The sequence below is a fragment of the Psychrobacter sp. 78a-MNA-CIBAN-0178 genome (assembly GCF_040309625.1).
Taxonomy (GTDB): Bacteria; Pseudomonadota; Gammaproteobacteria; order Pseudomonadales; family Moraxellaceae; genus Psychrobacter; species Psychrobacter okhotskensis.
In genome coordinates, this window is sequence record NZ_JBEOOZ010000019.1 from 1 (window position 1) to 26,448 (window position 26,448).

The 26,448-nt window shown below is 41.6% G+C and carries 21 protein-coding genes; 10 read left to right on the forward strand and 11 right to left on the reverse strand.

What is annotated here, in order from left to right; all coding sequences use genetic code 11:
• Positions 1 to 80 precede the first annotated feature (80 nt).
• From AAEY80_RS10520 to AAEY80_RS10535, 4 genes are all read right to left on the reverse strand, one after another.
• Positions 81 to 2,168, reverse strand: a complete 2,088-nt coding sequence (locus AAEY80_RS10520) for a hypothetical protein (protein WP_350588276.1) — start codon at positions 2,166 to 2,168, stop codon at positions 81 to 83.
• Between the two features lie 2 nt (positions 2,169 to 2,170).
• Entirely contained in the window at positions 2,171 to 2,725 is a 555-nt protein-coding gene (locus tag AAEY80_RS10525; protein ID WP_201567762.1) for a hypothetical protein, read from the reverse strand.
• Complete coding sequence (locus AAEY80_RS10530; protein WP_201567761.1) at positions 2,722 to 4,044, reverse strand: DUF1376 domain-containing protein; 1,323 nt, start codon at positions 4,042 to 4,044, stop codon at positions 2,722 to 2,724. The genes AAEY80_RS10525 and AAEY80_RS10530 overlap by 4 nt, the downstream gene beginning before the upstream one ends.
• 62 nt (positions 4,045 to 4,106) lie before the next feature.
• Positions 4,107 to 4,373, reverse strand: a complete 267-nt coding sequence (locus AAEY80_RS10535; RefSeq protein WP_201567759.1) for a helix-turn-helix domain-containing protein — start codon at positions 4,371 to 4,373, stop codon at positions 4,107 to 4,109.
• A gap of 237 nt (positions 4,374 to 4,610) precedes the next feature.
• Here AAEY80_RS10535 and AAEY80_RS10540 point away from each other — a divergent pair, with 237 nt between their 5' ends.
• On the forward strand, positions 4,611 to 5,510 hold the full coding sequence (locus AAEY80_RS10540; RefSeq protein WP_201567757.1) for an XRE family transcriptional regulator: 900 nt from the start codon (positions 4,611 to 4,613) through the stop codon (positions 5,508 to 5,510).
• A 769-nt stretch (positions 5,511 to 6,279) separates the two neighbouring features.
• On the opposite strand, the gene AAEY80_RS10545 is transcribed toward AAEY80_RS10540, so the two are convergent.
• Positions 6,280 to 6,525: a hypothetical protein gene (locus tag AAEY80_RS10545; RefSeq protein ID WP_201567755.1), complete on the reverse strand. Its 246-nt coding sequence runs from the start codon at positions 6,523 to 6,525 to the stop codon at positions 6,280 to 6,282.
• A 376-nt stretch (positions 6,526 to 6,901) separates the two neighbouring features.
• Here AAEY80_RS10545 and dinB point away from each other — a divergent pair, with 376 nt between their 5' ends.
• The 7 genes from dinB to infA all read left to right on the forward strand — a co-directional run bounded on the left by dinB (position 6,902) and on the right by infA (position 16,015).
• Positions 6,902 to 8,095 carry a DNA polymerase IV gene (dinB, locus tag AAEY80_RS10550; protein ID WP_445260949.1) on the forward strand — a complete coding sequence of 398 codons (1,194 nt, stop codon included), beginning with the start codon at positions 6,902 to 6,904 and terminating at the stop codon, positions 8,093 to 8,095.
• A 452-nt stretch (positions 8,096 to 8,547) separates the two neighbouring features.
• On the forward strand, positions 8,548 to 9,750 hold the full coding sequence (gene queA, locus AAEY80_RS10555) for a tRNA preQ1(34) S-adenosylmethionine ribosyltransferase-isomerase QueA (protein ID WP_101210882.1): 1,203 nt from the start codon (positions 8,548 to 8,550) through the stop codon (positions 9,748 to 9,750).
• A 136-nt stretch (positions 9,751 to 9,886) separates the two neighbouring features.
• Complete coding sequence (locus tag AAEY80_RS10560; RefSeq protein ID WP_350588277.1) at positions 9,887 to 11,812, forward strand: type IV pilus assembly protein FimV; 1,926 nt, start codon at positions 9,887 to 9,889, stop codon at positions 11,810 to 11,812.
• Between the two features lie 58 nt (positions 11,813 to 11,870).
• Positions 11,871 to 13,526 (forward strand): FimV/HubP family polar landmark protein, encoded by a 1,656-nt coding sequence (locus AAEY80_RS10565; protein WP_201578547.1) that lies wholly within the window; start codon positions 11,871 to 11,873, stop codon positions 13,524 to 13,526.
• Positions 13,527 to 13,702: 176 nt separating this feature from the next.
• Positions 13,703 to 14,788 carry an asparaginase gene (locus AAEY80_RS10570; RefSeq protein WP_227675076.1) on the forward strand — a complete coding sequence of 362 codons (1,086 nt, stop codon included), beginning with the start codon at positions 13,703 to 13,705 and terminating at the stop codon, positions 14,786 to 14,788.
• Positions 14,789 to 14,832: 44 nt separating this feature from the next.
• Positions 14,833 to 15,672, forward strand: coding sequence for a tRNA pseudouridine(38-40) synthase TruA (gene truA / locus AAEY80_RS10575; protein WP_201584498.1), 840 nt, complete (start codon positions 14,833 to 14,835; stop codon positions 15,670 to 15,672).
• A gap of 121 nt (positions 15,673 to 15,793) precedes the next feature.
• Positions 15,794 to 16,015, forward strand: a complete 222-nt coding sequence (infA, locus tag AAEY80_RS10580; protein WP_010199824.1) for a translation initiation factor IF-1 — start codon at positions 15,794 to 15,796, stop codon at positions 16,013 to 16,015.
• 403 nt (positions 16,016 to 16,418) lie between these two features.
• On the opposite strand, the gene AAEY80_RS10585 is transcribed toward infA, so the two are convergent.
• The 6 genes from AAEY80_RS10585 to leuC form a co-directional block, all read right to left on the reverse strand.
• Positions 16,419 to 17,690, reverse strand: a complete 1,272-nt coding sequence (locus AAEY80_RS10585; protein ID WP_101210886.1) for a L,D-transpeptidase family protein — start codon at positions 17,688 to 17,690, stop codon at positions 16,419 to 16,421.
• Between the two features lie 458 nt (positions 17,691 to 18,148).
• On the reverse strand, positions 18,149 to 19,252 hold the full coding sequence (gene leuB, locus AAEY80_RS10590) for a 3-isopropylmalate dehydrogenase (protein ID WP_025651388.1): 1,104 nt from the start codon (positions 19,250 to 19,252) through the stop codon (positions 18,149 to 18,151).
• Positions 19,253 to 19,449: 197 nt separating this feature from the next.
• Positions 19,450 to 20,166 (reverse strand): hypothetical protein, encoded by a 717-nt coding sequence (locus AAEY80_RS10595; RefSeq protein ID WP_025651389.1) that lies wholly within the window; start codon positions 20,164 to 20,166, stop codon positions 19,450 to 19,452.
• A 126-nt stretch (positions 20,167 to 20,292) separates the two neighbouring features.
• Positions 20,293 to 20,943 carry a 3-isopropylmalate dehydratase small subunit gene (gene leuD / locus AAEY80_RS10600; protein ID WP_101210889.1) on the reverse strand — a complete coding sequence of 217 codons (651 nt, stop codon included), beginning with the start codon at positions 20,941 to 20,943 and terminating at the stop codon, positions 20,293 to 20,295.
• A 46-nt stretch (positions 20,944 to 20,989) separates the two neighbouring features.
• Positions 20,990 to 21,454 carry a hypothetical protein gene (locus tag AAEY80_RS10605; RefSeq protein ID WP_201577661.1) on the reverse strand — a complete coding sequence of 155 codons (465 nt, stop codon included), beginning with the start codon at positions 21,452 to 21,454 and terminating at the stop codon, positions 20,990 to 20,992.
• A 24-nt stretch (positions 21,455 to 21,478) separates the two neighbouring features.
• Positions 21,479 to 22,897, reverse strand: coding sequence for a 3-isopropylmalate dehydratase large subunit (gene leuC / locus AAEY80_RS10610; protein WP_350588278.1), 1,419 nt, complete (start codon positions 22,895 to 22,897; stop codon positions 21,479 to 21,481).
• Positions 22,898 to 23,409: 512 nt separating this feature from the next.
• Here leuC and AAEY80_RS10615 point away from each other — a divergent pair.
• Together AAEY80_RS10615 and putP are read left to right on the forward strand one after the other, a co-directional pair.
• Positions 23,410 to 24,282 carry a LysR family transcriptional regulator gene (locus AAEY80_RS10615; RefSeq protein WP_025651392.1) on the forward strand — a complete coding sequence of 291 codons (873 nt, stop codon included), beginning with the start codon at positions 23,410 to 23,412 and terminating at the stop codon, positions 24,280 to 24,282.
• Between the two features lie 518 nt (positions 24,283 to 24,800).
• On the forward strand, positions 24,801 to 26,303 hold the full coding sequence (gene putP, locus AAEY80_RS10620; RefSeq protein WP_350588279.1) for a sodium/proline symporter PutP: 1,503 nt from the start codon (positions 24,801 to 24,803) through the stop codon (positions 26,301 to 26,303).
• The last annotated feature ends 145 nt before the right edge of the window (positions 26,304 to 26,448 follow it).

A 26,448-nucleotide genomic window follows, 5' to 3' on the forward strand; every position in this document is an offset into this window, starting at 1 on the left:
ACAGGTGTGGTTTGACTTCTATCGTCAGGCTGCGTAATTAAAATCTCCCAAGTTTGGTTCTACGGATTTGACGACAGGGGTCATCTCTTTAATTGATAGCGAACTTTGCTAGGTGTAATGCCTGAAAATCCCTTAGGGTTTTTACTAAAGATTTGAATAAGAGGTTGGCGAGAGTTTAAAATATCATCTATGGGAAACTGCTCAGAGGGATATATAACATTATGCAGTGAAGCAAATTCTTTTATATATTCAATATAATTTTGTATTGCTATAATTAAAAACTTGCTTAAAGGTATGAGTCTTCCCTGCTCTTGTCCTTGACGCTCTTCTTTATCAGAGACCCAAAACAACCCTGCTATAAAATCAAGCTGGTTTAACACACCTGGCGCATGTACAACAGGTCTTATACCTGTCTGAATCATAATAATATGCCATAGCCAAATACCATAGGCATTAAACTGCTCTATATAACGATCCTGTCGAATACTTAAGTTTCGCTCAAGGCATCCATTAAAACTTTCGGCTCCATTCGCTAATTCTGAAAAGAACTTTTGACATGTCAGTTTATTTAAAGCCATATCACTACCGATATAACTCTGGCGCTCTATATTTTCTGATTTAGTTTTGTAATCTTGACGAAGCTGTGATTGAATCATATCAGGACAATATTTTCTCATTAACAAAATAGCACTTCTATATGTATTCTCAATACTATTAGAATCAATGCTTGTGTAGTAAAGAGGCGAGCTATGTCTAACGTCAACACCAGTGATTAAATCAGCGTGCAACGGCTCATTTAACTTATTTTTTATGATGAGGTATAGAGCTGAATTTATGTGTTGATAACTGAGTGCAGGCAGGTCTAATTGTTCTTGTAGGTCTTTTAGTATTTCAGATATATCTGTATTTTCGATATTGACTGCGTCAATAATGGAATGCAACTGAGTAGGTAAAAGAAGTATAAATTCGTTATCAATACTCTTGCGATGTTGCAGTAGATGACTTCTGCGATTCATAGTAACGTTTACTACAATCTTCAAAGTGTAGTAGCTTTCACCTATTATTTTTTTACTGCTGAGCCACGTGCGTTGGCTTTTCTCTTTGCCAAGTTCATTAATGACTTCTTGGATCTTACGTCCACTAAGGAATGACATTAAGATAACTACATAGCCAAAACGACTATAATCATCCGTAACCATTGAAAGCTGCCAAACTCTATTAAACAATTTTTGAATACTCAGTAAACTTAGCTGCCGTAAACTTGTTGGAAAGCCAAATTGATTGCGCCTAGCGTGGCGAAAGTTATTTTTGAGTTTCCATTGCTGCAGTTCAGCAGACTTAGCAGTATATCTAGAAGGCTTAAAATCGTTATCTAAAAGCTTCTCTGGATCATCATCAGCTAAATTTTCATTGGAGGACACATTATCGTTTTGGTGACTTATTCCAAATATAGTGGCTCTAAGTGGTTCATCATCACTATCAAGAAAAACCTTGTTTAAACCAACACTATTATTGTCAGTGTCATCAGACTTAGAATAAGTCTTGCCAATAAACGCCTTATCTTCCGCTACGACCTCGTAAGCGAGCCTAATACGACCAATCTTTCCTGCCAGCTTTTTATTAACAACCTTACTTGAGGCTTCTGACTGCTTAGTTAAAACCTCATACTGGCGAATAGCATGTAGTACACTTTCTAATGAACTCTGCTGGGCATGTATACCAATAAGCTCCTTTACTATTTCAGATTGTGGATTGTTCGCATTTAACCCCATTCTGACTCTAACACCTAACTGACTCACCTTAGCAAGATGACCATCTCCACGCATTGTGATTCTTACAATGATCTGTAGATATATGCTCATAAACTGCCAGGCAATGCTTTTTCTATCTACCTCACCATACTTCTGATAAAAAAGTATCAGCATATAAGAGACAGCCCATTCTTCAATTTTCTGCTCTTTAATAATTCTAGTTGCTATGTCAGAGCATTCACCTTCTGTAAAATTAACCTCAAATATATCTATAGCGAAGTTTATATTCAAAGCAAAATTTGGTCTAAAGCCCAAAACGTAAATAATCAAATCTTGTATTCTTACAACATCAGGAGACCCTTCAGGTACTAGCTTATCAAGAACTATATCCAACTCATTCTTATTTAAATTCATCATAATTAGTTCACCAGCCAATCCATGTTTTTTGGAATACCTATCACATTGTTCTGAATAGCTTTTCTACATTGTTGATACTCAAAGTCTGCCTTTTTAATACCGGCAAATTTACAATACGACTCAACGGATAAAACATCTATGCGCATCAATTTACAAATAACTGAGCTGGGCGCTTTCTGCTTAAGCGCCTTAAATAAGTCAGGGTGATTAATATTTTTTAGGTTGACGAGTTGCACTACCTCAGCCCATGCCAGCATTCGAATATCTTTAATACTTTCTGGTGTGATGAGACATGGATAACTGTCCGTACTTTGCAGTCTTAATATCTCATCAACTCTCTTAAAATCATTAATAAAAAATAATGTATCACTACTGTTTTTGATCACTCTGATAGGCGGGCAATAAAACTTATCTAGATATCTAATGCTTACAGAAGATGAGCTGAGCCTGAGCCTTTGCCAAATTATTAAAGCTTGCTCAGCTTGCGGATGTATAAGCAATTTGTCTCTATTTAAATTAATAAGCTTTTGATTCGGTTTTAAGTTTGTAGTTTTCATACTGTCTCAAATTTATTTTCTTTTTGTATTTCAGTTATCAATCGATCATACGTCTCATCCTTCGACTCGCCTGGCATGTGATGCTGTTCTATATATGAGTAGGTTTCATCAACTGACATTTTAGGTAAAGTTGATTTCCATAATCCGTTAAGAACTACATTAATTTTAGGGTTGGCTTTAACTTTAGAAGTTGATGAATTTTTATGACTGGGGTGATAAACATCAGTCGTACTCTCTCTGCTATCATTCTTATTTGATTTGCTACTTCTCTCATTTTCCCAGTCTTCATCATCGATATTGAAGCGTTTATCAGTCTGCTCTTTAGTAGTGAGTTGGCGATCTGCAACACGTTGTAACCATTGGCGTAGTCTTAGCTTACGAATACCTTCACTTTCTAAAGGCTTGCCGTTCTGAGCCTTCTCTGCGTAATAAGTTTTAAAATCTTCAACGTGTAACTTATACTCATTATCTGTCATCTCTAATTTCACACTTGCCTGAGATAGATCAACTTGCATAACGCTCTTTGAGGGTGCTTGCCATTTTTCAATACCATCATAACCGCTAGTGGATAAATCATGGTTAGTATCATTTTGCTCAACAAAATCAGTTTGAACATCTGAGCACACAATAGAAGAACCTTGTGAGTGCGCCTCTCTCTCAAATGTTTCTTGTTTTCTGTTTTCTAGTTCATGTTTTATAGTTATAGCTTCTTTTTGCGTGACTATTGCGTGACTCTCAGAGTGACACGTTGCAATGTTATTGTTGTTTGAGTTAATTTTATGCTGATGTATGTCAAATAATTTTCGCAACTTAGTCATGCCTTTAGTGCCTGTGCTATCTACACCTATGTCTGATAACTGCTGACGCATTATCTTTTCAGCATCACGTGACTTGGCTTTTCTTTGAGCATCAGTTAAGGGAGTGGTTGGAATAACACTATTGTTATGAATCGTGACGTCATCATTATTTACTGTATCGTTTGTACTGTTCTTCCAATTGCGAGCTTTATAATTTTTCAGGATAGTTTCCCAAATAGTGTGTTTGTAGGATTTAGTACGTTTATCCAATTTAAATTTATCTTTTAAAATTATTTCTAAGGCCTTTCTTTCATCATCACTGTTACAAGATAACCTGTGCGCCAATAGATCTACATCAGAAGTAAACGGCTTACCATCTTTTAAATAATTCGTACGCATATCTAAATATATGCTTTTCTCTATACGCGTCATATGACGTGTTTCGAGCTCCCAATCACCGAAATTATGATTCACATAATGCATTCCACTACTGCCATTTGTTTCGTATTTTTGCTTTGGCATTTTTCAGATTCCTTCAATTAATATGAAGCTAAGTTTTAAGTTTCTTAACAGCTTTTTAAAAATTAGCTCGATGTACATGATTTTTCGCAGCTATCAAGGTATTCATCCAGATGTCTTTTTCTATACAAAATATGTCGGCCGACTTTGCTGTATGTAATAGCATCTGATTTATGACAGCGCATATGCTGCAACGTGTGCAATGATTTGCCTATGTAGGCGGCGGCGAATTCAGGCGAAAAAGGAGTATTTGGAGCAGCTTCAATGACTTTTTGTTTTAAAATCTCTTTTTCATCATCTGTATATTCTGACCAAGTTTTTTTGCGATACATAACTTCTTTCCTTGTCGATATAGATTATTACTTCTAAATACTAGTAAGTATAGTTTACTCTCGAAACTATCAAAATCAATCGAAACCTAAATTATTATTGTTAAGTAATGTAACTTTCATGTATAGCAGGGTACAAGTAGCTATGGCATAAGAAATCACTATTTTATGCTATTTCTTTTAAAAGTTTCTCGTGATAAAATAAATACAAGAAACTTTTTATGAGTTAAGGGGAAATTTGTGAGTGAAGATCTAAAACAGATGGCTAATAGAATTAAAGAGTGCATGAAGGCGAAAGGACTTAAACAAGTAGATATTGTTAAAACTACGGGGGTTTCTAAAGGAAGCATATCAAAATGGTTAGCTGGTAAAGCCAAACCAAGTGGCGAATATTTACTCCGCCTTTCACAGGTTCTAGGTGAATCAGAATATTGGTTATTGAATGGTGAATATCCTTATAGTTCTTATGAAGATATTGACGACGCTATGGACTATATGAACGCTTACGAAGAAAGTATGAGGGATCATTACATTACAGAGCTCGGTTTAGAACCTAGACTTCCGTATAGTATTAGATTTTTAAAAGAAGAGTTTGAGAATAAGATTTTTAGTGAGCATGAAGAGTTTGAAAAACGATACGAGCCTTCTGCTGAACAAGAGCGTCAAATCGAAGAGTATGAAGAGTGGCTAGAATGGGAGGAAAGAGCGGATGATTTTATTGAAAATAGGTCGACCTTAGAACAGATAAAGAAATATCCCAATTTAAGTGTTTTTATAGAAAATTTTAAACATGTAGAACAACCATTAAGGTCGCAATCTGAAATTGCTGAACGGACGAACAGTAACTTAAGTAAGACCCTATTCTATAATCAAGAAGACCATAGCATGCAGCCGATAATCACTATTGGTGCACAGTGCTCAGTAGATTTAACTAAACGCACTATAAAAAACGGCAAGTTTTACTTGATAAGAACGGATAGCTTTTACGGGGTAAGAGCACTATTTAATCAGTCTGATGGTGGCCTGCTACTACAATGTAAGAACAAGGAATATCCAGATGAGAAAATTTCTAAATCCAAAACAGACAGCTTAGAGGTTCTCGGTTATGTTTATGCTTGGACTAATATGGATCCTTGGTAAAGAAATGTCTTAACGTGACCTTAAAGCTACTTATGAAGAGTACTAAATATTAAAAAAAGGTCATCTGCACCTTTAGGAAGCATAAGCAAATAATAAGCTCGACTATCCAAACGCGCTAAATCAATAGTTTAATGACAATCGCTCGAATCTGAAGAGGATCAGTGATATTAAATGCATTTGGACTACTAAGGACTGCTTGTATCTAATGTATAATAAAGAATTATGTACTAGAGAGCTTATTGGCTAAGCAATAAATAAATGTACGCAGCTGATTCGATATGCTGCGCATTCAATGTAATAATTAGGGATAAACGGTTGGGTCAAAGTTTAATTATTACAATCTATATAATTTAATATTTTGTACAATCTGCTGATAACTTTTTTGGTACTCTTAACTGAATCGAAGTCCGTTACATAAATGCGTTTCATCATATTAAAATTAACGACGAGATCTAAAACTAGTTAAACAAACCAATTTTTAAAAGTAATTTTGATACTTATTTGATACTTGAAAAATATTGTTACATCTTTTTAGTTATAGCTAAATATAGTTAATTTAACCCTAAGTCATTGTTTATAAATATATTTTATCTCTACTCATTGCTTATTATCGTTAAGTATATCTAGTTATTTGAGATAGCCAAAGGATTCAAAATCCGTTGCCTATAAAGCGTGTCGGTTCGAGTCCGACCACTGGTACCATTATTTATTAACAATAAAGCCTCCTATTTTGGAGGTTTTTTTGTGCCAGCATGATTGGTCATTATGTTTATATTCCTACCTCATATTGCATGACGGCACTTATTTTGATTGGTACTGCGTAACCCCAAGGTGTTCCGCTGCTACAATAAAAATATCCGTCATAGTATGAGACAATATAAGCGGTAAAATCATTACCATAATGATCCATCATTGCTTGCTCATCGCTGTTATCACAAACTGCACACCATATCTCTTTATCACCACGTGTCAGCATTGCTCTTGTCAAATCGCTCCCTTTTAATTCGTTATTCATCAGCAGCTCCTTAATTGTCTTGCATCATCATTAAAAAGACATCTTTTTACGATGATGACTTGTGCCATTACTTGCTCTAAAAGCATGGCCTGAGCTATAAACAACACCTATCATTATTTTAGTAACTAAGCGGATAAGGCATTTTTTGTCCTTTCAACAGTCGTTTACTTCTGTTGAAATTCTAGTGTAAAACTTCAGAAGGAAAACTGTAATATAAAAAGCATTTATTTATGATAAACGGTATTAATTTATCGATGACCAGATAGTCATCGCACAATTATTAGAATAATTGTTAAGAAAAATTTCATGCGATGATAAAGATAAGCCTATTAATAGAGGCACACTAACTCACTAGAAGTTTAAATCAGAGCTATTTATGTCTGTTACTTTCTTAGATCTGTTCATTCAAGCATATCATCGTAGCTCGTTCCCACCTCCTACAATCAATACCAAAATAATCACCAAATCAGGTAAAATAGTTGTCATGACTGCTTCTATCAAACCAAGCTTGCGTAAGATTATTCACATCGACATGGATGCTTTTTATGCCAGTGTCGAACAGCGTGATTTTCCTGAGCTACGTGGCAAGCCATTAGTAGTTGGTGGTGACCCAAATGGTCGCGGCGTGGTAGCTGCAGCTAGCTACGAAGTCCGTAAATTTGGTGTGCGCTCGGCGATGTCCTGTTACGAGGCGCGCAAACGCTGTCCTGAAGTAGTATTTGTGCGACCACGCTTTGATGTCTACCGTGCGGTCAGTAGCGATATCCGCAGTATCATGCACCGCTTGACACCGCATATTGAGCCGTTATCTTTGGATGAAGCTTATCTCGATGTCACGGGTTTGCAAGCCCAGCAAGGTTCTGCGACTTTGATGGCCAATTGGTTACGGGCGCAAATCTTAGAACAAACTGGATTAACAGCCTCTGCAGGCGTGTCGTTTAATAAGATGCTAGCCAAAATTGCTTCTGATATTAATAAGCCTAACGGTACAGCGATTATCACCCCAGCTGATGCTGATGCTTTTATTAGTACACTACCTATCGAGCGCTTTCATGGTATTGGCAAAGCAACTGCCAAGCGCCTCCATGCGATGGGTGTGAGCAATGGCGCCGACCTTCGACGCACGCCAGCCGCTATATTGGTGCAGGAGTTTGGTAAGCGTGGCCAGTTTTATCATGACATTGCTCATGGTCGTGATGAGCGCCCTGTCAAATCTGAGCGCACGCATAAATCGGTAGGCTCTGAGACCACATTTAGAGACAATCTAAACAATAACGACGAACTAAAAGCACAAATCTACGAGCAAAATGACGATGCATTTAGACAAATGCAAAAGAAGCAATTGATTGCTTATACCATTACACTGAAGATTAAATACGCAGACTTTACTCAAATTACGCGCTCACACACCTTATCGACTGCATTTGTGAATGCTATAGATGCTCACTACTGGTTAGATAAGCTGTTTTTAGACATTCCACGCGAGCTGCCTATTAGGCTGGTTGGGGTGACTTATTCTTCATTGACCCCTGCCACACAATTATTACCACAGTTAAATTTATTTGAATAACCTAGGGTCTGTTGAACATTCAAATATTAGGACTACTGATTGCTAAAGTTGCCCCAAACCTTTTATCAAATCAGGCGTAAACCGACGATAATGTCGTGACCTTAGCTAGGTTTACAACAACGTTTGGGGTGATTTTAGTATCAGCCTTTCAGGGCAGGGCTATTTTTTGCCAATACATGGCGAAATTATCTAACCTAGAATGACTAGGCGTCAAGAGTTTCACTGCGTATTGTCTAAAAAATAGCCACTGCCAGTGCCTCATTTGAATGTTCAACAGACCCTAATATTTCTTTGGTGGAACAACTATAGGATTAATTGTGATTGATAAAAATGCTTAGGCTATTTGGGTAATCAAAATAACTTTTATACTGAGTCATTCTTTAGTAATTATCCTTTCATATTCTGATTTCTGCTACAATTACGCCAAAATTCTATCCTTTCAAAGACTGATTATGACCAATTCTCACCCTGTAGTTGCCGATAGTAATACTGCCATTCATATTGATGGAAACAATGATAGCTTAAACTATTTGAGCGTAGATGATTACGATTATGAGCTGCCAGATAGCTTGATTGCTCGTTACCCGTTGTCAGAGCGTTCAGCCTCAAAATTGTTATACCTGCCTGCCGACAGTAATGATAAGGTCAGTCCAGTAGAGGATCGTTTATTTGCGCAATTACCTGATTTATTAAATGCGGGCGATTTGATCATATTTAACGATACCAAAGTTATGAAAGCGCGCTTGTTTGGTCAAAAGGATACCGGCGGCAAGGTGGAGGTATTGATTGAGCGTTTGATTGAACTCTCGGATTTGGATATAGCGACTCTGCACTTAGTGACGACGGACGAGCAACCAGTTATTAGAGAGCATGTGGCCCTTTGCCATGTCAAAGCCAGTAAAGCGCCAAAACTGGGGCAGCGATTAACGCTCGCTGAGGGTCATATGGGCTGCGTAATGATTGGTCGGCAAGACAATTTGTTTATTTTAGCCTTTGATGCGTCTATTCTCCCTCATTTAGAGCTTTATGGTGAGTTGCCCATTCCACCCTACTTTGAGCGTCATGCTGATGACACAGACAATACGCGTTATCAAACGGTCTTTCATGATCCAGCCAAGCTTGCCAGCGTCGCCGCACCCACAGCCAGCCTACATTTTGATGAAACGGTATTAAATAAGCTTTCGGCAAAAGGCATTCATACAGCGTTTGTTACCTTGCACGTTGGCGCGGGTACTTTTGCTCCTGTTAAAACGGATAACTTACTCAACCACACCATGCACAGCGAATACGCACATCTGCCACAACCAACCGCCGATCTTATTAATCAAACCCATGCAAACGGCAAGCAAGTCATCGCTATTGGTACAACGGTGACGCGTGTCCTTGAAACGGCGTATCAAAAAACGGCAGTTGACGGCAACGCGCTTTCTAGCTGGTCAGGCGACACCGATATCTTTATATATCCTGGCTTTAAGTTTGGCGTCATAGACCGACTGCTGACGAATTTTCACTTGCCCAAGTCCACACTATTAATGCTTGTATCAGCATTTTCAGGTAAGGGCGCTATCGAACAAGCGTATCAACATGCTATCCAAGCTGAATATCGCTTTTTTAGCTATGGCGATGCGATGCTCCTTGATAAAAAAGTGAAATAATACTCTTTACTTAAAATATTATCAGTCAGCATTACTGTACAGTAGCTACTAAAAAACAACGTCTATGAAATAAACTGGTAAACTAAACCGTATTTTGTTATAACAGCACAGGTAACTCACATTCTAAGGGCTGCACATGTCTTGTCATTTATCTCATCGCTTGACTACTGTAAATTGTGCGGTGTCGATGGCGTTACTTTATTCCATAGGCTATGTGGCTATATCTTCTAGCGCGCAAGCAGCAACGATCGGTAAGACTGTTGTCACCTCTGCACAGCACGAACCCTTGACTGCCAGCATTGTGGTCACTGATATTAAAGCCGCCGACTTTTCAGCCAGCTTGGCCAATCCTGTTATTTATCAACAAATGGGGCTGACGCCAACAGATTCGATGACGGTTAGCTTTAGACCAACATCAGCGACCAGCGGTCAGGTTTTGATCAATACCACGCAGCCCGTCTCTAAGCCTTTTGCCGATGTGGTCTTAGCCATTAATGACGGGGGTCAACGTAATGTCATTCCTAAGACATTACTCATGCCTCTTGATGAGAGCGTACCGATTAAAGCCGCCAAAAACATCGTGACAGGGGCAAAAAAACCTAATTTACCTGTCGTGTCAGCCACCAATGCCAAACCGTTGACGGTTAGAAGAGGTGCGCCGCCACCACTGATATCAACACCTAAAGCAACAGAATTAACAAAAGCAACTGCAACAACATTGTCAGCGGCTAAAATGCCTGTGCGCACTGCTCAAGCCTCTATTCAAGCCCCGACAGTTACGCCAAACTTGCCGGAAAATACTGCGTCTACGCTACAAAGCAATAGCCCTGTTTATGCCCCTAGCCGCTTGGATAATGGCCGTTTGAATGGCAGTTTTAGTATCAATGATAGCGTTGCTTTGGTTGGCGCTAATGATAATAGCCGTGAGTCGGTCAGTCGTTTGGACAATGGTCGTGCAAATACTGACAACAGCGTTATGACAACGGCTGCTAGTGGTAACGATACCAGCGCTATAGTCAAGGCAGCTAACAATTCTACCGAAAACAAAGTAATCGCTAATAAAGTAATGGCTAACAATGTCGCGGTAAATAATGAGACGACGGCTGAAATCACTGACAAACAGTTCGATATTCTGAATATTCAAATCACAAGACAGATACAGCCTAGTAATAAGAGCAATAATGGCATCATGGTCAACTCGTCTACATCGCCGCTACCAAGTAACAATGTTGCAAACGCTAATGCTGCAGCTATACCCGCGGCAAATACTAGCAACGCTATTACTACAGCGCCAAGCCATATCCCCTCTAGCGAGATTGCTTCAGCTACGCCAACAGTAAATAGCAATGTCGCAGCTACAAATGGTACAGGAACTAACAACGCTAGTAGCACGCCAGTTGACTATCAAGTACAGCGTAACGATAGTTTGTGGGTCATTGCCCAGCAGGTTGCTCAGAAAAACAATCTAGACGTTCAAACGGTCATGAAACAGATTCAGGCCCAAAACCCGAATGCTTTTATCAATAAAGACGCAGATCAACTCAAAGCAGACGCTAAGCTGAGCTTACCCAACTATGAGGTTGTGCCATCACAGCAAAATCTAGAAGCGGCTATTGATGCTCAAAGACAATATCGAATGAGCGCAAACACCCCTAGCGGTAAGGAAATAGCGGCAGCAAAACCAGCGGCAAAAATAATGCCTAAGACAGCGCCTGAGCAACCATCTAAGACAACTCAAGCAGCCAAAAATCCTGAGAAGCCAGCCATTACTAACACTCAGACATTGCCAACAGCGCGCTTTTCTGTACTCGCGCCCGGTCACGATGCCAATAAAAATGGCAACGCCGATGGGACTCAAGCCAAAGCAGCAACCACCACGGGTAATGGTCTCAGTACAGAAACTTTAGCGACGCTCAAAGCCTCTAGGCAGAAAGCGGCATCACAAGCGCAGCGCCTGTCAAAAACCAACAGTACACTCGACAGCTATACTAGAAAACTGCAATTACAAAACCAAAAACTGGCGGAGCTTCAAGCTCGTCTCAAAAAATTACGCAATCAATAATTGCCTGACTGATCAGCGCAGTGTACTGCAAACAGTGATCGTAGGCGTGGGAGTAACTATGGACAATATGCTATATATCATCGCCGGACTGGTGCTTATTTTACTAATAGCTGTCTTGGTAATGCGCAAAAATAAAGCGCAAAAACCATCGGCACGCGCGCCTATACAGGCTGGTAAAAACTTGGCAGCCAATGCCCCAGTAACCACTTCTGGAGCCAATCAGCATCGTCCTACGCAGCAAAACGCGAGTAACGAAGGCAAGTTTGATAATCTGTCGGTTGCTCAGCGTTTTATCGATCAACAGCGCTACGACAAAGCCATCGAAACCCTCAATCGTGGTCTCATAGAAAAACCCAATGACAGCCAGCTATCACTTAAGCTGCTGGGTATATACGCGACCATCAATCAAACAGGTGACTTTTATAGAGTTTATGACGGTATCAAAAGTCATAGTGATGCAAAAAGCATTGCACAAGCTGACGAACTAAAAGCCTTGCTGGTTGAAGAGCAGAATCAAGTAGCACAACATGCAGTCGCGGCGCAAGATACTCAAAATACTGACTTTGAAAGTTTAGATTTTGACTTACCTGCCAGCCAAGTCAATAATACACCTACTGTCCAAGATACCGTTTCTGCCGAAGATAGTGCGATTTCTTTACTCGATACGCCTACTGAAAAACCCGCAGTATCTGATGATTTTAATGATGTCAGCGCTACCACTGAAAACGTCGATGACACCTTTGAGCTAACACTTAGTGACTTAGAAGATGATGTTGACGAGCCAACTGCTACTAGTATTATGCCGGTCAGTCAGGTCGATATCGCTGAAGAAGAAAATCTGGCTCTAGACGCTAGCAATGCTACGCCTACTATTCAAGACGATGATATCAGCGACTTCGACTTTGGCCTTGATGTGCCTGCACAAGCCGATAATAATACCGAGCCTTCTGTCAATGCCGCTGTTATTGATAGCGCGTCTGAAGACATCACGCTAGAAGATGAAGACTTTGTCTTAGATTTTGCAGACTTAGAGACTGCTGTGGATGCAGATGCTGAGCAAGCGACTAATGAAGCCACTATAGATGCACCTCAAAATAGCGAAGATGACCTTACCTTATCGTTAGATGACATCGATGAATCACTGCCTACCGATGATGTCTTAGAGAGTGAACAACCTGCTCTTGTGGAAGATAATGATCTTGGTGATTTTGTCCTTGAAGAGAACAACTTTAAAGACAATGACCTTGAAAGTGACAGCTTTGAAGACAGCAGCTTTGAAGACAATAGTTCTGAAGAGTTTCAGCTCGATGATAATAACGTAGAAAATACTCGTGAAGAGTCTAGCATTACACCTACTATGCCATTGATGTTCGATGACAATACTTTGATAGGTGATGATTTTGACTTTGACTCGCTAGCAGATGCACCAACGGCAGCGACACCCGTTGAAGCTGAACCTGACTTAAGCGCGCTAGACAGTGAGATTGTTACTGACAATCAGGTCGAAATAACTGAAGACTTCTCTTCACGTTTCGCCGCAGACTTTGACTTTGTTAAAACCTTGGATAGCAATCAAGTCACTTTAGATCTAGCTGGTCAATACTTACAGTTGGGTGAATATGATAGTGCCAAACGTTTGCTAAATGAAGTCATCACTCAAGGTACTAGCGAACAGCAGCAGCAAGCTCAAGTGCTACTCGACCGCACCGCATAGTCAATAACCTCTTCTCGTATCAGCAAGTATTTTCTATATCATTTAGAATAAATACTTGCTGATTTTTTTTGCATTTAACCTTTATAATATCTATTATCATACTACCTATCATTCCTAAGCTTTCCTCTCTTTTTTTCACATTCATTGACTGCGTCCATACTATGCCATCCTCTGTTATGACAAAAAACCTATCCGACCCTATTCACCTCATTTATGCTGGTGGTACTTTTGGTAGCTACGGACGACCCTTAGCACCTTTATCTGCTGAAATATTTTTGCCTACATTGCAACAACTGCTGGCTAAGCAAGATAATGCGAGCCATCTACCTAAGATTTCATGGCTTGACAATGCATTAATTAAAGACAGCAGCCAACTGACTCCTAGCGACTTTGTACATTTTTATACACTCCTATTAAGCGCCTATGCACAAGGTAACAGACGCTTTGTCTTAATCACTGGTACTGACACCTTAAGTTATTTAGGGGCGTTTTTAGCAGAAGCGTTCGCCGGTAGCGATATTAGTATCGTTGTGACTGGCAGTATGCGCCCGTTACTAGACAGTGAAGTGTTGCATGACTATAGTGTCGATGCCAATAGTGACGCATGGGACAATCTGACTGACGCCTTAAAACTCGCAGCGGCTGGCGAATCAGGCATTAAAATTTGCTTTGGTGGTGAGTCATGGCCAGCACAAACGGTGCAAAAGATACACAGTCATGATCTAATGGCATTTACCGGACATTCTCGAGCCGCTTATCCTGCCAATAGTTATATAAGAGCATTACCAGACACGCGGCGACAGCATTGGCTTGATGACCAATACGATATAATTGATGCTATTCAAGGTCGCGCTGAGCAGGTGCGCATCCATGCTTTATACTGTTTGCCTAATGACACCGAGGTGATGAGCAATCAGCTACAAGCATTATTGTCGCAGCCACCCTCTGGCATTATGCTACTAGGATTTGGCGCAGGCAATGTCCCCTATTCGGACGCGCTGGCAGCTGCTCTACAACTGGCTTATGAGCGCGGCCACATGGTGATCTGTGCCAGCCAATCGCCCTTTGGCGGGGTGAGCGATAGTTACGCTGCTGGTAGTTGGCAGTATGATTATCATGTAATAGCTGGCGGGCGCTTAACGATCCCCGCTATTTATGCTCGCTTATTATGGCTGCTGCTGCGCTATGACAGTCCTGCAAGGCGTCGACAGCGCTGGCTGAATAATGTCACCCAAGCTGGTACAACCATTAAAAAACGCTAACAGACCACTACCTCCTACTCAACTGTATATATTTTGAACACACCATGACTGAGATTAAGCATATAGCGTCTGACGATTCACCCATTTATACCTTAGCGATTGCGGTTGAGTTTTTGGGTACTCATTACCATGGCTGGCAACGTCAACGAGAAGTGCTCGGTGTCCAACAAGCGCTAGAGACTGCCATCAGTAAGGTCGCCAATGAACCGGTAGAAGTGATCGCCGCTGGTCGTACCGATGCCAGTGTGCATGCCAGCAATATGATTGCCCATTTTACTACCCGTGCTTATCGGCCTACGCAAAACTGGTTGCGCGGCGTCAATAGCTTGTTGCCTGATGACATCGCCCTGCGCTGGATTCAACCGATGCCAGCGGACTTCCATGCGCGTTTCGGTGCCATTGCCCGCCGTTATCGTTATATCACCCTAAATCAAGCACAGCGCCCTGCTATTTTAAATCATCAAGTAACGCATATCTATGAGCCACTCGACTTGGCGGCGATGCAATTGGCGGCTGCCGATATCGTCGGTACTCACGATTTTAGCAGCTACCGCGCGGCGGCTTGTCAGTCTAATCAGCCGGTACGTAACGTTAGCCATGCTAGGTTATTTGCTCATGGTCAGTTCATTGTTTTTGATATCCAAGCAGATGGTTTTTTGCATCACATGGTGCGTAACTTGATGGGCACATTATATGCTATTGGGAGACATGACTTAGAGCCAAGCGATTTTTTAAATATTTTAGCCAAAAAAGACCGTACCATTGCACCGCCTACCGCCTCTGGTGATGGCTTGTATTTTATTAACGCCTACTATCCTGAACGCTTTCAGCAGCTATTACCTAACGCCTCTTTGACGCCCATTTGGCTAAATTTGCCCGACTGAATGAACCTCAATGGACATACATAACAGTTACAGACTGTCAAGTAGAAACCTAGGGCTGTATTGCTTTAATCAGCAAACTTACGTATAATATCGGCTTATTTTTAATTGATTGATACAAATTATGGCAAAAGACGAGATTATTGAATTTGAAGGCGAAGTCATTGACACCCTTCCAAATACATTGTTTAAAGTTCGTTTAGAAAACGGACACGAAATCATTGCACACATCTCCGGTAAGATGCGCAAGCATTACATTCGTATCTTGACGGGTGATAAAGTGAAGGTCGAAATGACACCTTATGATTTATCTAAAGGTCGTATCACTTATCGTGGCAAAAACTAAATTATTATTTCCTAGAATGGTTATAACGGCATTTGTATCGAGACGTTTTATTAATAAACGGTTTGCACTGATATAAATTCTTGAGTGGTTTAACGGATAATAATAATGATATTGCTAACCTACTCATTATTGCCTATCATATGCTAGTTATTGGTTTTTATCATAAAAAAATACCGCTATTCAACAGCGGTATTTTTTTGTCTGGCTTTTAAGATTTACTAGGACGTGTCCTCATTTTAAAAATGCTCATAAAAATGAGATAAATTGCCGTCAAACGAGGAAAATAGCGCAAATAATATTGGGATATTAATCAGCTATTTGACGATGTTTGGCAAAATTTAGCCATTTTTAGCCCATATAGATACAAGCGCTTGAATTGAAGACACGCCCTAATACTGAACCGTTATTTAAATGTTACGGTTGCCCCATTTTGAATGACGCCTAGCAGCGCTAACGCGTCCCAGTTGGTCAAACGTACGCAACCTGCCGAGGCTTGGCGACTGATACGAGCAGGGTCTGGCGAACCGTGGATACCATACGAGGGCTTGCTTAGCCCAATCCATACCATTCCTACAGGGTTGTTAGGGCCAGGTGGAATAATCGCCTTACTACCATCATCAGCAGTATAAGTATAATTAGGCTCATGCACCTTGACTGCTACGGTGTGCGTGCCTGTGGGCGATGGCGTTGCCGTGCTGCCTACGGTGGTTGGATAGCTGGCGACCAAATTGTCTTGCGCATCGTAAGCGTAGAGCGTTTCAGTCGTTCTATCAGCGACCACGCGGCTGACAGCCTTGGTGTTCGGATTACCCGGATTGTAGACGATGATGGTTTCGCCAGCACTAAAACTGGCATTGGGATTAAGCGCTTTAAGATACTTTTCACTGATATGGAATTTTTCCGCCAGTCCTTCTATCACGCTTTCGTAATACATCCCCTCGAGCTTTGCTTTTTCTTTTGCTGCTGCTGGAATGGTCGTGGTTTTGATATTGACATCCGCCTCGCTCAACTGATAGCTGACCAATACGGGTTGCGCCAGCAGTTTGTCGTTTTTGGTTAATGCTTGCCACGTTTCGTTATTTAATGTCTCTGTGACCGTCAAGCCCTTGGCTTTTTGGAACGCTTGCATGGCTTTACGGGTGTTTTTACCCCAATAGCCATCCACAGGACCAACGCCGCTGTGCTGCCAATTTAATAATGCTTGCAACTTTGTGCCCGTATTACGATCGATATCTGCCCCCGCCTGCCAATTGGCTGCATTCACTTTTTGAGCAGTCGCTGGCAGATTTTCTGTACTGTACTTAATCGTGGGTAAAAATTTATTCAGCGATACGGCGGTCTTACTGTTGCCCGTCAGCTTTTGGCTAACCCCATTGGTCACTGGACTCATATCAGTAGCATCATCTCTCACGGCCTTACCAAGCATGTTCGGGTTAGGTTTGTTGGGAATAGCTCCGTTGATGATATCTCTGTTGGTGGCGACTTGGTTAGGGACATTAGCAGTATTCGTCGTCGTAGTCTCATTGGTTGCCTGCGTATCTTCAGGGGTTGCTGCCGTGCTTTCATCGGTCGCTGTCATATTTTCAGTGGTTGCTGCTACGCTTTGACCTATGAAAACAGTGGTTGATAAACCAATCGCCAATAACGCAGTGCTTATTTTTGTCAATTGATACATGTAATGCTCCTAAAATTATTTTTTGTTTTATTAAAGCGTGTCCTCAATCTGAAATAAATAGGCTAAAAATGAGGACACGCTCTAGAAATTTCGTTATTAGTACTTATTATTCTTACCCACTATTTACATCTATCGTTTACATTGCTAATGAGCAGTCTTTGGAGGAATAACATTATTACTGCTTATTTGGAAGTTACCAATATTGCCATATTCCGTTGTGAGCATATAACGGCTTTGTGTTACTAAACGCCTTATCCTACGGTGTCTGTGTTAATGCAACGCCTGCCTGATCAGTATTGTAAGTGCCGCATCCTGAATTTTACGACTGAATTGTTCTCATCAGTAATGTCGAATCGTCGGCGCATAAAAAACCCATAAACTGCTGAGCAATTTATGGGTTTTAGTAGAAAAATCAGACGATTAAAATATATTGTAAAGAAGCTATTAGCGCAGTTTATTTATACCAGTTTAGCCAATACTGCTTGACCCATTTCTTGACAGCCTACTTGCTTCAAGCCTGCCTCAGTGCTGTCCAAGATATCAAGGGTACGTAAGCCATCATCGAGCACTTCACTGACCGCTTGCTCAATCGCTTGTGCAGCTTGTTCTTGTTTAAAGGTATAGCGTAGCATCATCGCCACAGACAATATCGTTGCCAAGGGATTGGCTTTGTCTTGGCCAGCAATATCGGGCGCTGAACCATGACACGGCTCATACATACCCTTACCGGCAGCATCAAGACTGGCAGACGGTAGCATACCGATAGAGCCCGTTAACATAGCGGCTTCATCAGACAAGATATCGCCGAACATGTTGCCCGTCACCATGACATCAAACTGCTTAGGATCTTTAATCAGCTGCATACAAGCATTGTCAGCATACATATGCGATAACGCTACGTCATTATAATCCGCTTGCTGCATCTCAATCATCGTCTGCTTCCACAGCTCAGTGACTTCTAAGACATTGGCTTTATCGATTGAGCAAACCTTGGCTGGCGTACCTGCAGCCTGTGCGCGTGTTTTTGCCAATTCAAAAGCAACCTTACCGATACGCTGAATCTCACTGGTGCTATACACCATGGTGTTATAGCCTTGTTGCTCGCCGTTCTCTAAGGTTCGGATACCGCGTGGCTCACCGAAATAAATACCGCCCGTCAATTCACGGACAATCAGTAGATCCAGACCTGAGATAATCTCAGGCTTGATACTTGAGGCATTAACAAGCTGCGGATAAAGTTTGGCTACGCGCAGATTGGCAAATAAACCCAGCTCACTACGAATTTTAAGTAAACCACGCTCAGGACGTTTGCTACGCTCAATACCATCCCACTTAGGACCACCCACCGCACCCAATAACACCGCATCTGCTGCACGCGCACGTTGTAGCGTTTCTTCTGGCAATGGTTCACCCGTGGCATCAAACGCCACACCACCAATTAATCCAGATTCAAGGGTTAAGCCTAACGCAAATTTCTTATTAACCGCTTCGAGCACATCAACCGCTTGAGTCATGATCTCAGGGCCGATACCATCGCCCGCTAATGTTAAAATCGTTGCCATACAGATCCTTTTGGGTAAATAGTTTTTTATTGATTGGTAGTGCTAAAGCTGTATTGCCGCTTTATACAAAACCGACCTCTAGCGACAAATGCAATAATAGACCACCATTATCAATGGTAGTCAGTACTCAAGAGGTCGTTGTTTCTTATTTAGCTAAATGTTGCAAAATAATCAAATCGAGAGGCTAGCCATCACTATCAAGCCACCGTTTTTGCTTGCGTAGATTTTTGCTCAACAATGCTGGTCTCTACAAACTCTCCCTGATGCTCAGCGCCCAACTGCTTACAGAACCGACGCTGCAAACTTTTATCTTGCGACAGCTCGATGCATAAAGGCTCGGGTGATGCTGTGTCTAACAGACTGCCTGAATTGTCACTAGATTTTTTTTGATAAGCTCGCAACTGATAAGTGCCTGGTTCGACGAAATCATGAATAATCGCAAAACGCTCAACATAGCCGACGTTATTTTCTGGATAGAAATTAACCTGTACTTCGCGTTTTGCAGGTTTGACCCGTGCGTAGTAATTGGTCAATCCTGGCATACCAGATTTAGACAGTGGAACGATTTTGACCGCATTATTATTCAGCAGCGGTGCCATATCAATACTCATCTGTTCTTGTGCCGACTTATCGCCTTCGATAACGGGCATGGTAACCAGCATGTCAGGACTGACCGGCTCGTGGGTATCCGGAGCAATGACTAAAGTTTTGTCAATCTGCACAATTTCACAATGATAAGTACCTAGGCAAGAAATATTCACCTCACCCGCAACAGGTTGGATGTTCCCTGCTCGCACCTTAGCACTATCTGCCTTGTCTATTTGTTTATAGCCCGTCAATGATTGACAGCCTGTTAACAATAAACTTGCAGCGACAGCCATACTTGTCCAGACAGCATAACGTTGTTTATTCATAATGACGGCTACTATTTAATATGGAAGATAAGTTACCCTTCATTCTAGCCAGTTCATCAGCATAACTCAACGCTGCATTACTATTGTTCATCGGTTTTTTATAGCCACTGGTCTATCAGTCACGCTCTATGCTCTAACGTCATTAAATATCCAAGGCGTTTTTTGCATCATTTTATGCTCATAGTCTTTAATCGCATCGCTTTGCTGCAAAGTAAGACCGATATCATCAAGACCATTTAGCAAGCAATGCTTACGAAACTCATCGACCTCAAAAGCATACTCTTCACCGCTTGGGGTAATAACCACTTGACGCTCGAGGTCGGCGGTCAACTCATAGCCTTCATTGGCAAGCGTTGCTTTCATCAAGGTATCAACAATGGCTTCATCCAAGACAATTGGCAGCATGCCATTTTTAAAGCAGTTATTATAAAAAATATCGGCAAAGCTTGGGGCAATGATAGTACGAAAGCCATATTCTGAAAGTGCCCAAGGTGCATGCTCACGGCTCGAGCCACAACCAAAGTTTCTGCGTGCCAGCAATATAGTAGCGCCTTGATAACGGGGCTTATTTAAGACAAAATCTGGGTTAATTACACGAGTGCTGTTATCTTGACCCGGATAGCCTTCGTCGAGATAACGCCAATCATCAAATAAATTGACGCCAAAGCCCGTACGTTTAATGGATTTTAAAAATTGTTTGGCGATAATTTGGTCGGTATCGACGTTCGCGCGATCGAGTGGGCAAACGATACCGGTTTGGGTGTTATAAGCTTGCATGGTTTTTCCTTAAAATATCGATTACTAACGTAAATTTTCTAGCTGCTTAATGAAGCTTAAAAGAGCGTGCCATTTGTTTAACAATACTTGTCATTTTAGTTTTTTCACTCTCAGGATAGTTCAGATGTAATACTACTTCCTGACCATTATTAACCTTAATAACATGATAGAAAACTTGACCATCCTCTCTATAACCACTTACTGTATAGGTTTTATCTTTTAACCGCTCATAAGTAACTGTCATGCCTGTTTTATATCGATGCTGCTTTTCTTTCAGATAATCACTATCTGTATAAAAGAAGACACTTGGTGTATTACTGCCAAAGACCAAAATATCGGCATTGGAGTTGGGCAACTTAAAATGACGACCGTCACCATTATCTGCTTCAGGCAACCATTGCAATTGATTTGGCACATCGACACAATAGGCAAATCTTCCATTACAGTAATCACGAGCCATCGCTAGCTGAGAGCTACTCAGTATGCAAAATAAAAAGAGCAGTATTTTCATCTCTGTTCTCTCAGCCGTTCTAAATTAAAACGTCCGTACATCTACAAAGTGACCCGCTAATGCTGCCGCTGCTGCCATCGCTGGGCTGACCAAATGCGTACGACCGCCATTACCCTGACGACCCTCAAAGTTACGATTAGACGTCGAGGCACAGTGCTCTTGTGGCTCAAGCTTATCGGCATTCATCGCAAGGCACATCGAGCAGCCCGGCTCGCGCCACTCAAAACCAGCCTCAGTAAACAAGGCATCTAAGCCTTCTGCTTCAGCCTGCAACTTCACTTGCCCAGAACCCGCCACGACAATGGCTTCTTTAATATTGTCCGCCACCTTACGACCCTTGATAACAGCGGCGGCATCACGCAAATCTTCGATACGCGAGTTGGTACACGAACCAATAAAGATACGATCCAATTGGATATCAGTAATTTTCTGACCTGCTGTTAGACCCATATAGGTATAAGCGCGCAACCAGCCTTCTTCTTGCGCTTCATCCACGGCTTGCTCAGGTGTCGGTACCGACTGCGTGATATCGACGACCATTTCAGGTGACGTACCCCAAGAAACCTGAGGCGCAATCTCGCCACCATCAATCTCAATAATAGTATCAAATACGGCATCAGCATCTGAGTATAAAGTGCGCCAATAAGCTTCCGCTTGCTCCCACTGCTCCTCAGTCGGTGCATAAGGACGACCTTTGACGTAATCGATAGTCGTATCATCAACTGCGACCATACCCACGCGTGCACCTGCTTCGATGGCCATGTTACAGACGGTCATGCGACCTTCCATGCTCATGTCTTCAAAGACTTGTCCAGCAAATTCAATGGCATGCCCCGTGCCGCCAGCGGTGCCAATTTTGGCGATAATAGCAAGTACCACATCTTTTGATGTCACGCCAGCACCCAATTTGCCAGTGACTCGAATCTGCATGTTTTTGGATTTCTTTTGAATCAAGCACTGAGTCGCCAATACATGCTCAACTTCTGAGGTACCGATACCGTGTGCCAAGCAGCCAAGTGCGCCATGGGTGGCAGTATGTGAATCACCACAAACCACCGTCATACCCGGCAATACCAAACCCTGTTCAGGACCGACCACGTGCAAGATACCTTGACGCGCATCATTGATAGTAAACTCAGCGATATCAAACTTCGCACAATTGTCATCCAAGGTGAGTACTTGTAAGCGCGACACCTTATCCTTAATACCAGGCACGCCTTCTAAACGCTCTTTGGTCACCGTTGGTACATTATGATCGGGACTAGCGATGTTAGCCGACAGACGCCATGGCGCTCTATTGGCCAGCTCCAGACCTTCAAATGCTTGCGGACTCGTCACTTCATGCAATAGATGGCGGTCGATATAAATCAGGCTCGAACCGTCATCACGCTTGGTGACTTCGTGAGCATTCCAAAGTTTGTCATATAACGTTTGACCGGCCATGTTGCTATCCTTTATTAGTTGCTAATTACTGACTCTATGCGCCTGCTCACACCACAGCGAGCTAGGTTTTAGAGGCTTTTATCTAATTGTCATACTTGTCTAATCAATCACTCTATCGATAACGTGGCATTGTATTACCGCTGTCTTTTAAATTCAATTTACTGTCTATCAAGACTATTTATCAAACCTGTTCTTCAAAGGCACTTTTTATGGAAAGCCATTAAAAAGCACTGTCTATTAAATTGGTCCCTCACGCAACTATATCAATACTACTTGAGGGGTCTTTGGGTAAATCAATAAAATTGGTCGTCAATATAAGTGTTATACGGTCAATTACCAAGTTAATATAATAAATATGTCATAATACGTCTTGATGCCTTGTGATTATAGCAGGCTAATCCTATAATAATAATTGATGATTTTTGCATAGTCACAAACTTTTATTTCTAATTCATTATGATTAGGCTAGCCAACTTTTATTTATAGCTCGTTACGTAGCTAAGGAAACCGGTTTGAATACCACGAATTTGACGACATTCGTCACTGTTATGCACACAGGCAGCATCTCAGGCGCAGCAGAAAAGCTGTTTATCACTCAGCCTGCGGTCAGTAAGCGCATCAAAAACTTAGAAGATGAATTTAACATCACCTTATTTGATACAGTCGGGCGCGGTATTGTACCGACTCAAGCCGCCAGTGAAATGCTGCCGCACGCCAAACGTTGGCTTGAAGATTATGAAAACTTTAAAATAAACCTCCAGCATTCAAAGCATATTGTGTCGGGTAAACTCGTTATTGGCACCAGCCACCATATCGGCTTGCACCACCTTGCTCCTGTGCTCAAGCATTTTATTCAAGCCTATCCTGCGGTACAACTAGAAGTGCATTTTGTCGATTCAGAAACCGCGCATAAGGCCGTGCTCGATGGCGATTTATCACTCGCATTTTTAACCTTGCCGCCCGTCTACGATAAGCGTTTGACCTATCATACCTTATGGTCAGATCCGCTCTATTTTATGACCGGCACTTTATCGCCTTTAGCGACCAAATCTAATGTGACGCTCGAGCAATTGGCGCGCTACCCTGCTATCTTGCCCTCTGCCAATACTTTTACCAGTCAGATCACCTTAGCGGAATTTGCCAAGCACAATCTAAAACCATACGCGACGATGAGTACCAACCCGCTAGAATCTATCCGGATGTTGGTCTCTGTGGGACTTGGCTGGTCAGTACTGCCGCAAACGATGGTCAGTCAAGATTTAGAACGTATAGATATGGCGGATAATATTGAATTGCAGCGTTATTTGGGGGTGGTTATTAATCCAAAGCTTACCCAATCAAGCAGCGTAACCGCATTGCTAGACTTGCTTGCTCCTATTGATTAAATAATTTTTTATAGATGTTGAATAGTTATTTCTAAAATTAGCGGGCTTTATAAAGGTCATTAATTTATAACTCTAGGTCAGCCGTTCGCATTTTAAACAGCCATACGTTATAATACGTGTGGCTTTTTTATAACATAAATTTACCATAATAGCACTGATAGTCATATATTGAAGGCTTAGAGTAATATATGATGGTAAACAGTAGGTTTAATGGTTTTAAATGATTGATTTTATAAGTGAGTAGCATTTGTGAAAAATTAGCAGATAAGGGCTATAGACAAGATTTCGACGAAGCAATACTTGTTGTCCTCTAATCACTATTTTATGAATATTATTCTTAAAACAGTATCAATCATATAAAACTAACAGAAAATACTGACTAAAAGTCGAAAGCCATTATGTCCTACTTAATGGCTTTTTTTGTCTTTAGATATTGTTTGCGAACATCATCTTGTGAGACTTAATTTTATATAGTTAAAAATAATTACAGCCAACAACGTTGGTTAAGGACAGTTTATATGAATGGGATTTCTAGTGGCGTGCTGATATCGTTGGGCTCCTACTTCTTAGTGATGATTGGGATTGGCGTTTACGCTTATTTTAAGCAAGCCAATGATACCGAAGGCTATATGTTAGGAGGACGTAATTTAGGTCCCGCAGTCACTGCATTATCAGCAGGGGCGTCGGACATGTCAGGTTGGTTGCTCCTTGGCCTACCAGGCTATATGTATGCCGATGGCGTCGTAAGTATGTGGATCGCACTTGGTTTGACACTCGGTGCCTTACTGAACTATATCATTGTGGCACCGCGCCTTCGCGTTTATACCGAAGTCGCTGACAACGCCATTACCTTACCGGACTATTTCGCCAACCGCTTTGAAGATAAGTCGCACATGCTGCGGGTCATATCAGCAATCGTTATCATCTTATTTTTTACCGTTTATACCGCCGCAAGTCTAGTAGGTGGTGGTAAACTCTTCGAAAGCTCGCTCAACTTATCATATAGTACGGGTCTTTGGGTGACCGCTGGTGTCGTCGTTGCCTATACCTTATTTGGTGGTTTCTTAGCGGTATCGATGACTGACTTTGTACAAGGTGTCATCATGTTATTTGCAATGGTGATCGTACCTGTCGTAGCCTTCACCGATCTTGGCGGTATATCAGCAACGACTGAAGCCGTTAGAAACATTGATCCAAGTTTATTAAATGTCACTAGTGGCATGACTATCTTTGGTATTATCTCATTACTGGCGTGGGGCTTAGGTTATTTCGGTCAGCCGCATATCATTGTTCGTTTTATGGCGATACGTTCGGTCAAAGACGTCCCAACGGCACGTAACATCGGTATGAGCTGGATGATTGTGAGCTTAATTGGTTCTTTGATGACCGGTTTTGCAGGTCGTGCTTACGTCGAACGGACAGCAATGACTTTAGATGATCCTGAGACTATTTTCTTAGTCTTTACACAGTTTTTATTTACACCGCTGGTTTCAGGGTTCTTATTAGCCGCTATTTTAGCCGCGATCATGAGTACCATCTCCTCGCAACTATTGGTGGTATCAAGCTCGCTGACTAAAGATGTCTATAAGCTATTCTTTGATAGAGATGCGCCAGAAGCTCGCCAAGTATTGGTTGGTCGTATATCTGTAGTACTCGTCGCTATTGTATCAATTTGGCTCGCTTCCGATCCAGACAGCTCAGTTCTAAAGCTAGTGTCTAATGCTTGGGCAGGATTTGGTGCAGCATTCGGACCGCTGGTGATTATCAGCTTAATGTGGCGCGGCATGAACCGTAACGGTGCTGTTGCAGGCATGGTTCTTGGAGCCTTAACGGTTATCTTATGGATCTATGGTGGCTTTACTACTGCAGACGGTACGCCGCTTAATAGTTGGTTATATGCTATTGTTCCAGGCTTTATATTGAGTACTATCGCCATCTTCGTAGTCAGCATCATGACAGGCGGTCCAAAACCTTCAGTAACTGCGAAGTTTGAAGAGATGGAGCTTAACCTAAATAAGTAAGTTAGCTACTAGCTTGTCTACCTATTTTACTATCATCATAACCCTCGCTATTAACATAAGTAGCGAGGGTTTTCATTGTCTGTTCTAGATAAATAATACCTTTCTCCAACAATTAAAGTAGCGTGGAGAACGAATGCCAGCACGT

Coding starts and splice junctions, on each gene's coding strand:
- AAEY80_RS10520 (WP_350588276.1), bottom strand. CDS start 2,168: ATGATGAATTTAAATAAGAATGAGTTGGATATAGTTCTTGATAAGCTA.
- AAEY80_RS10525 (WP_201567762.1), bottom strand. CDS start 2,725: ATGAAAACTACAAACTTAAAACCGAATCAAAAGCTTATTAATTTAAAT.
- AAEY80_RS10530 (WP_201567761.1), bottom strand. CDS start 4,044: ATGCCAAAGCAAAAATACGAAACAAATGGCAGTAGTGGAATGCATTAT.
- AAEY80_RS10535 (WP_201567759.1), bottom strand. CDS start 4,373: ATGTATCGCAAAAAAACTTGGTCAGAATATACAGATGATGAAAAAGAG.
- AAEY80_RS10545 (WP_201567755.1), bottom strand. CDS start 6,525: ATGAATAACGAATTAAAAGGGAGCGATTTGACAAGAGCAATGCTGACA.
- dinB (WP_445260949.1), top strand. CDS start 6,902: ATGTCTGTTACTTTCTTAGATCTGTTCATTCAAGCATATCATCGTAGC.
- queA (WP_101210882.1), top strand. CDS start 8,548: ATGACCAATTCTCACCCTGTAGTTGCCGATAGTAATACTGCCATTCAT.
- AAEY80_RS10560 (WP_350588277.1), top strand. CDS start 9,887: ATGTCTTGTCATTTATCTCATCGCTTGACTACTGTAAATTGTGCGGTG.
- AAEY80_RS10565 (WP_201578547.1), top strand. CDS start 11,871: ATGGACAATATGCTATATATCATCGCCGGACTGGTGCTTATTTTACTA.
- AAEY80_RS10570 (WP_227675076.1), top strand. CDS start 13,703: ATGACAAAAAACCTATCCGACCCTATTCACCTCATTTATGCTGGTGGT.
- truA (WP_201584498.1), top strand. CDS start 14,833: ATGACTGAGATTAAGCATATAGCGTCTGACGATTCACCCATTTATACC.
- infA (WP_010199824.1), top strand. CDS start 15,794: ATGGCAAAAGACGAGATTATTGAATTTGAAGGCGAAGTCATTGACACC.
- AAEY80_RS10585 (WP_101210886.1), bottom strand. CDS start 17,690: ATGTATCAATTGACAAAAATAAGCACTGCGTTATTGGCGATTGGTTTA.
- leuB (WP_025651388.1), bottom strand. CDS start 19,252: ATGGCAACGATTTTAACATTAGCGGGCGATGGTATCGGCCCTGAGATC.
- AAEY80_RS10595 (WP_025651389.1), bottom strand. CDS start 20,166: ATGAATAAACAACGTTATGCTGTCTGGACAAGTATGGCTGTCGCTGCA.
- leuD (WP_101210889.1), bottom strand. CDS start 20,943: ATGCAAGCTTATAACACCCAAACCGGTATCGTTTGCCCACTCGATCGC.
- AAEY80_RS10605 (WP_201577661.1), bottom strand. CDS start 21,454: ATGAAAATACTGCTCTTTTTATTTTGCATACTGAGTAGCTCTCAGCTA.
- leuC (WP_350588278.1), bottom strand. CDS start 22,897: ATGGCCGGTCAAACGTTATATGACAAACTTTGGAATGCTCACGAAGTC.
- putP (WP_350588279.1), top strand. CDS start 24,801: ATGAATGGGATTTCTAGTGGCGTGCTGATATCGTTGGGCTCCTACTTC.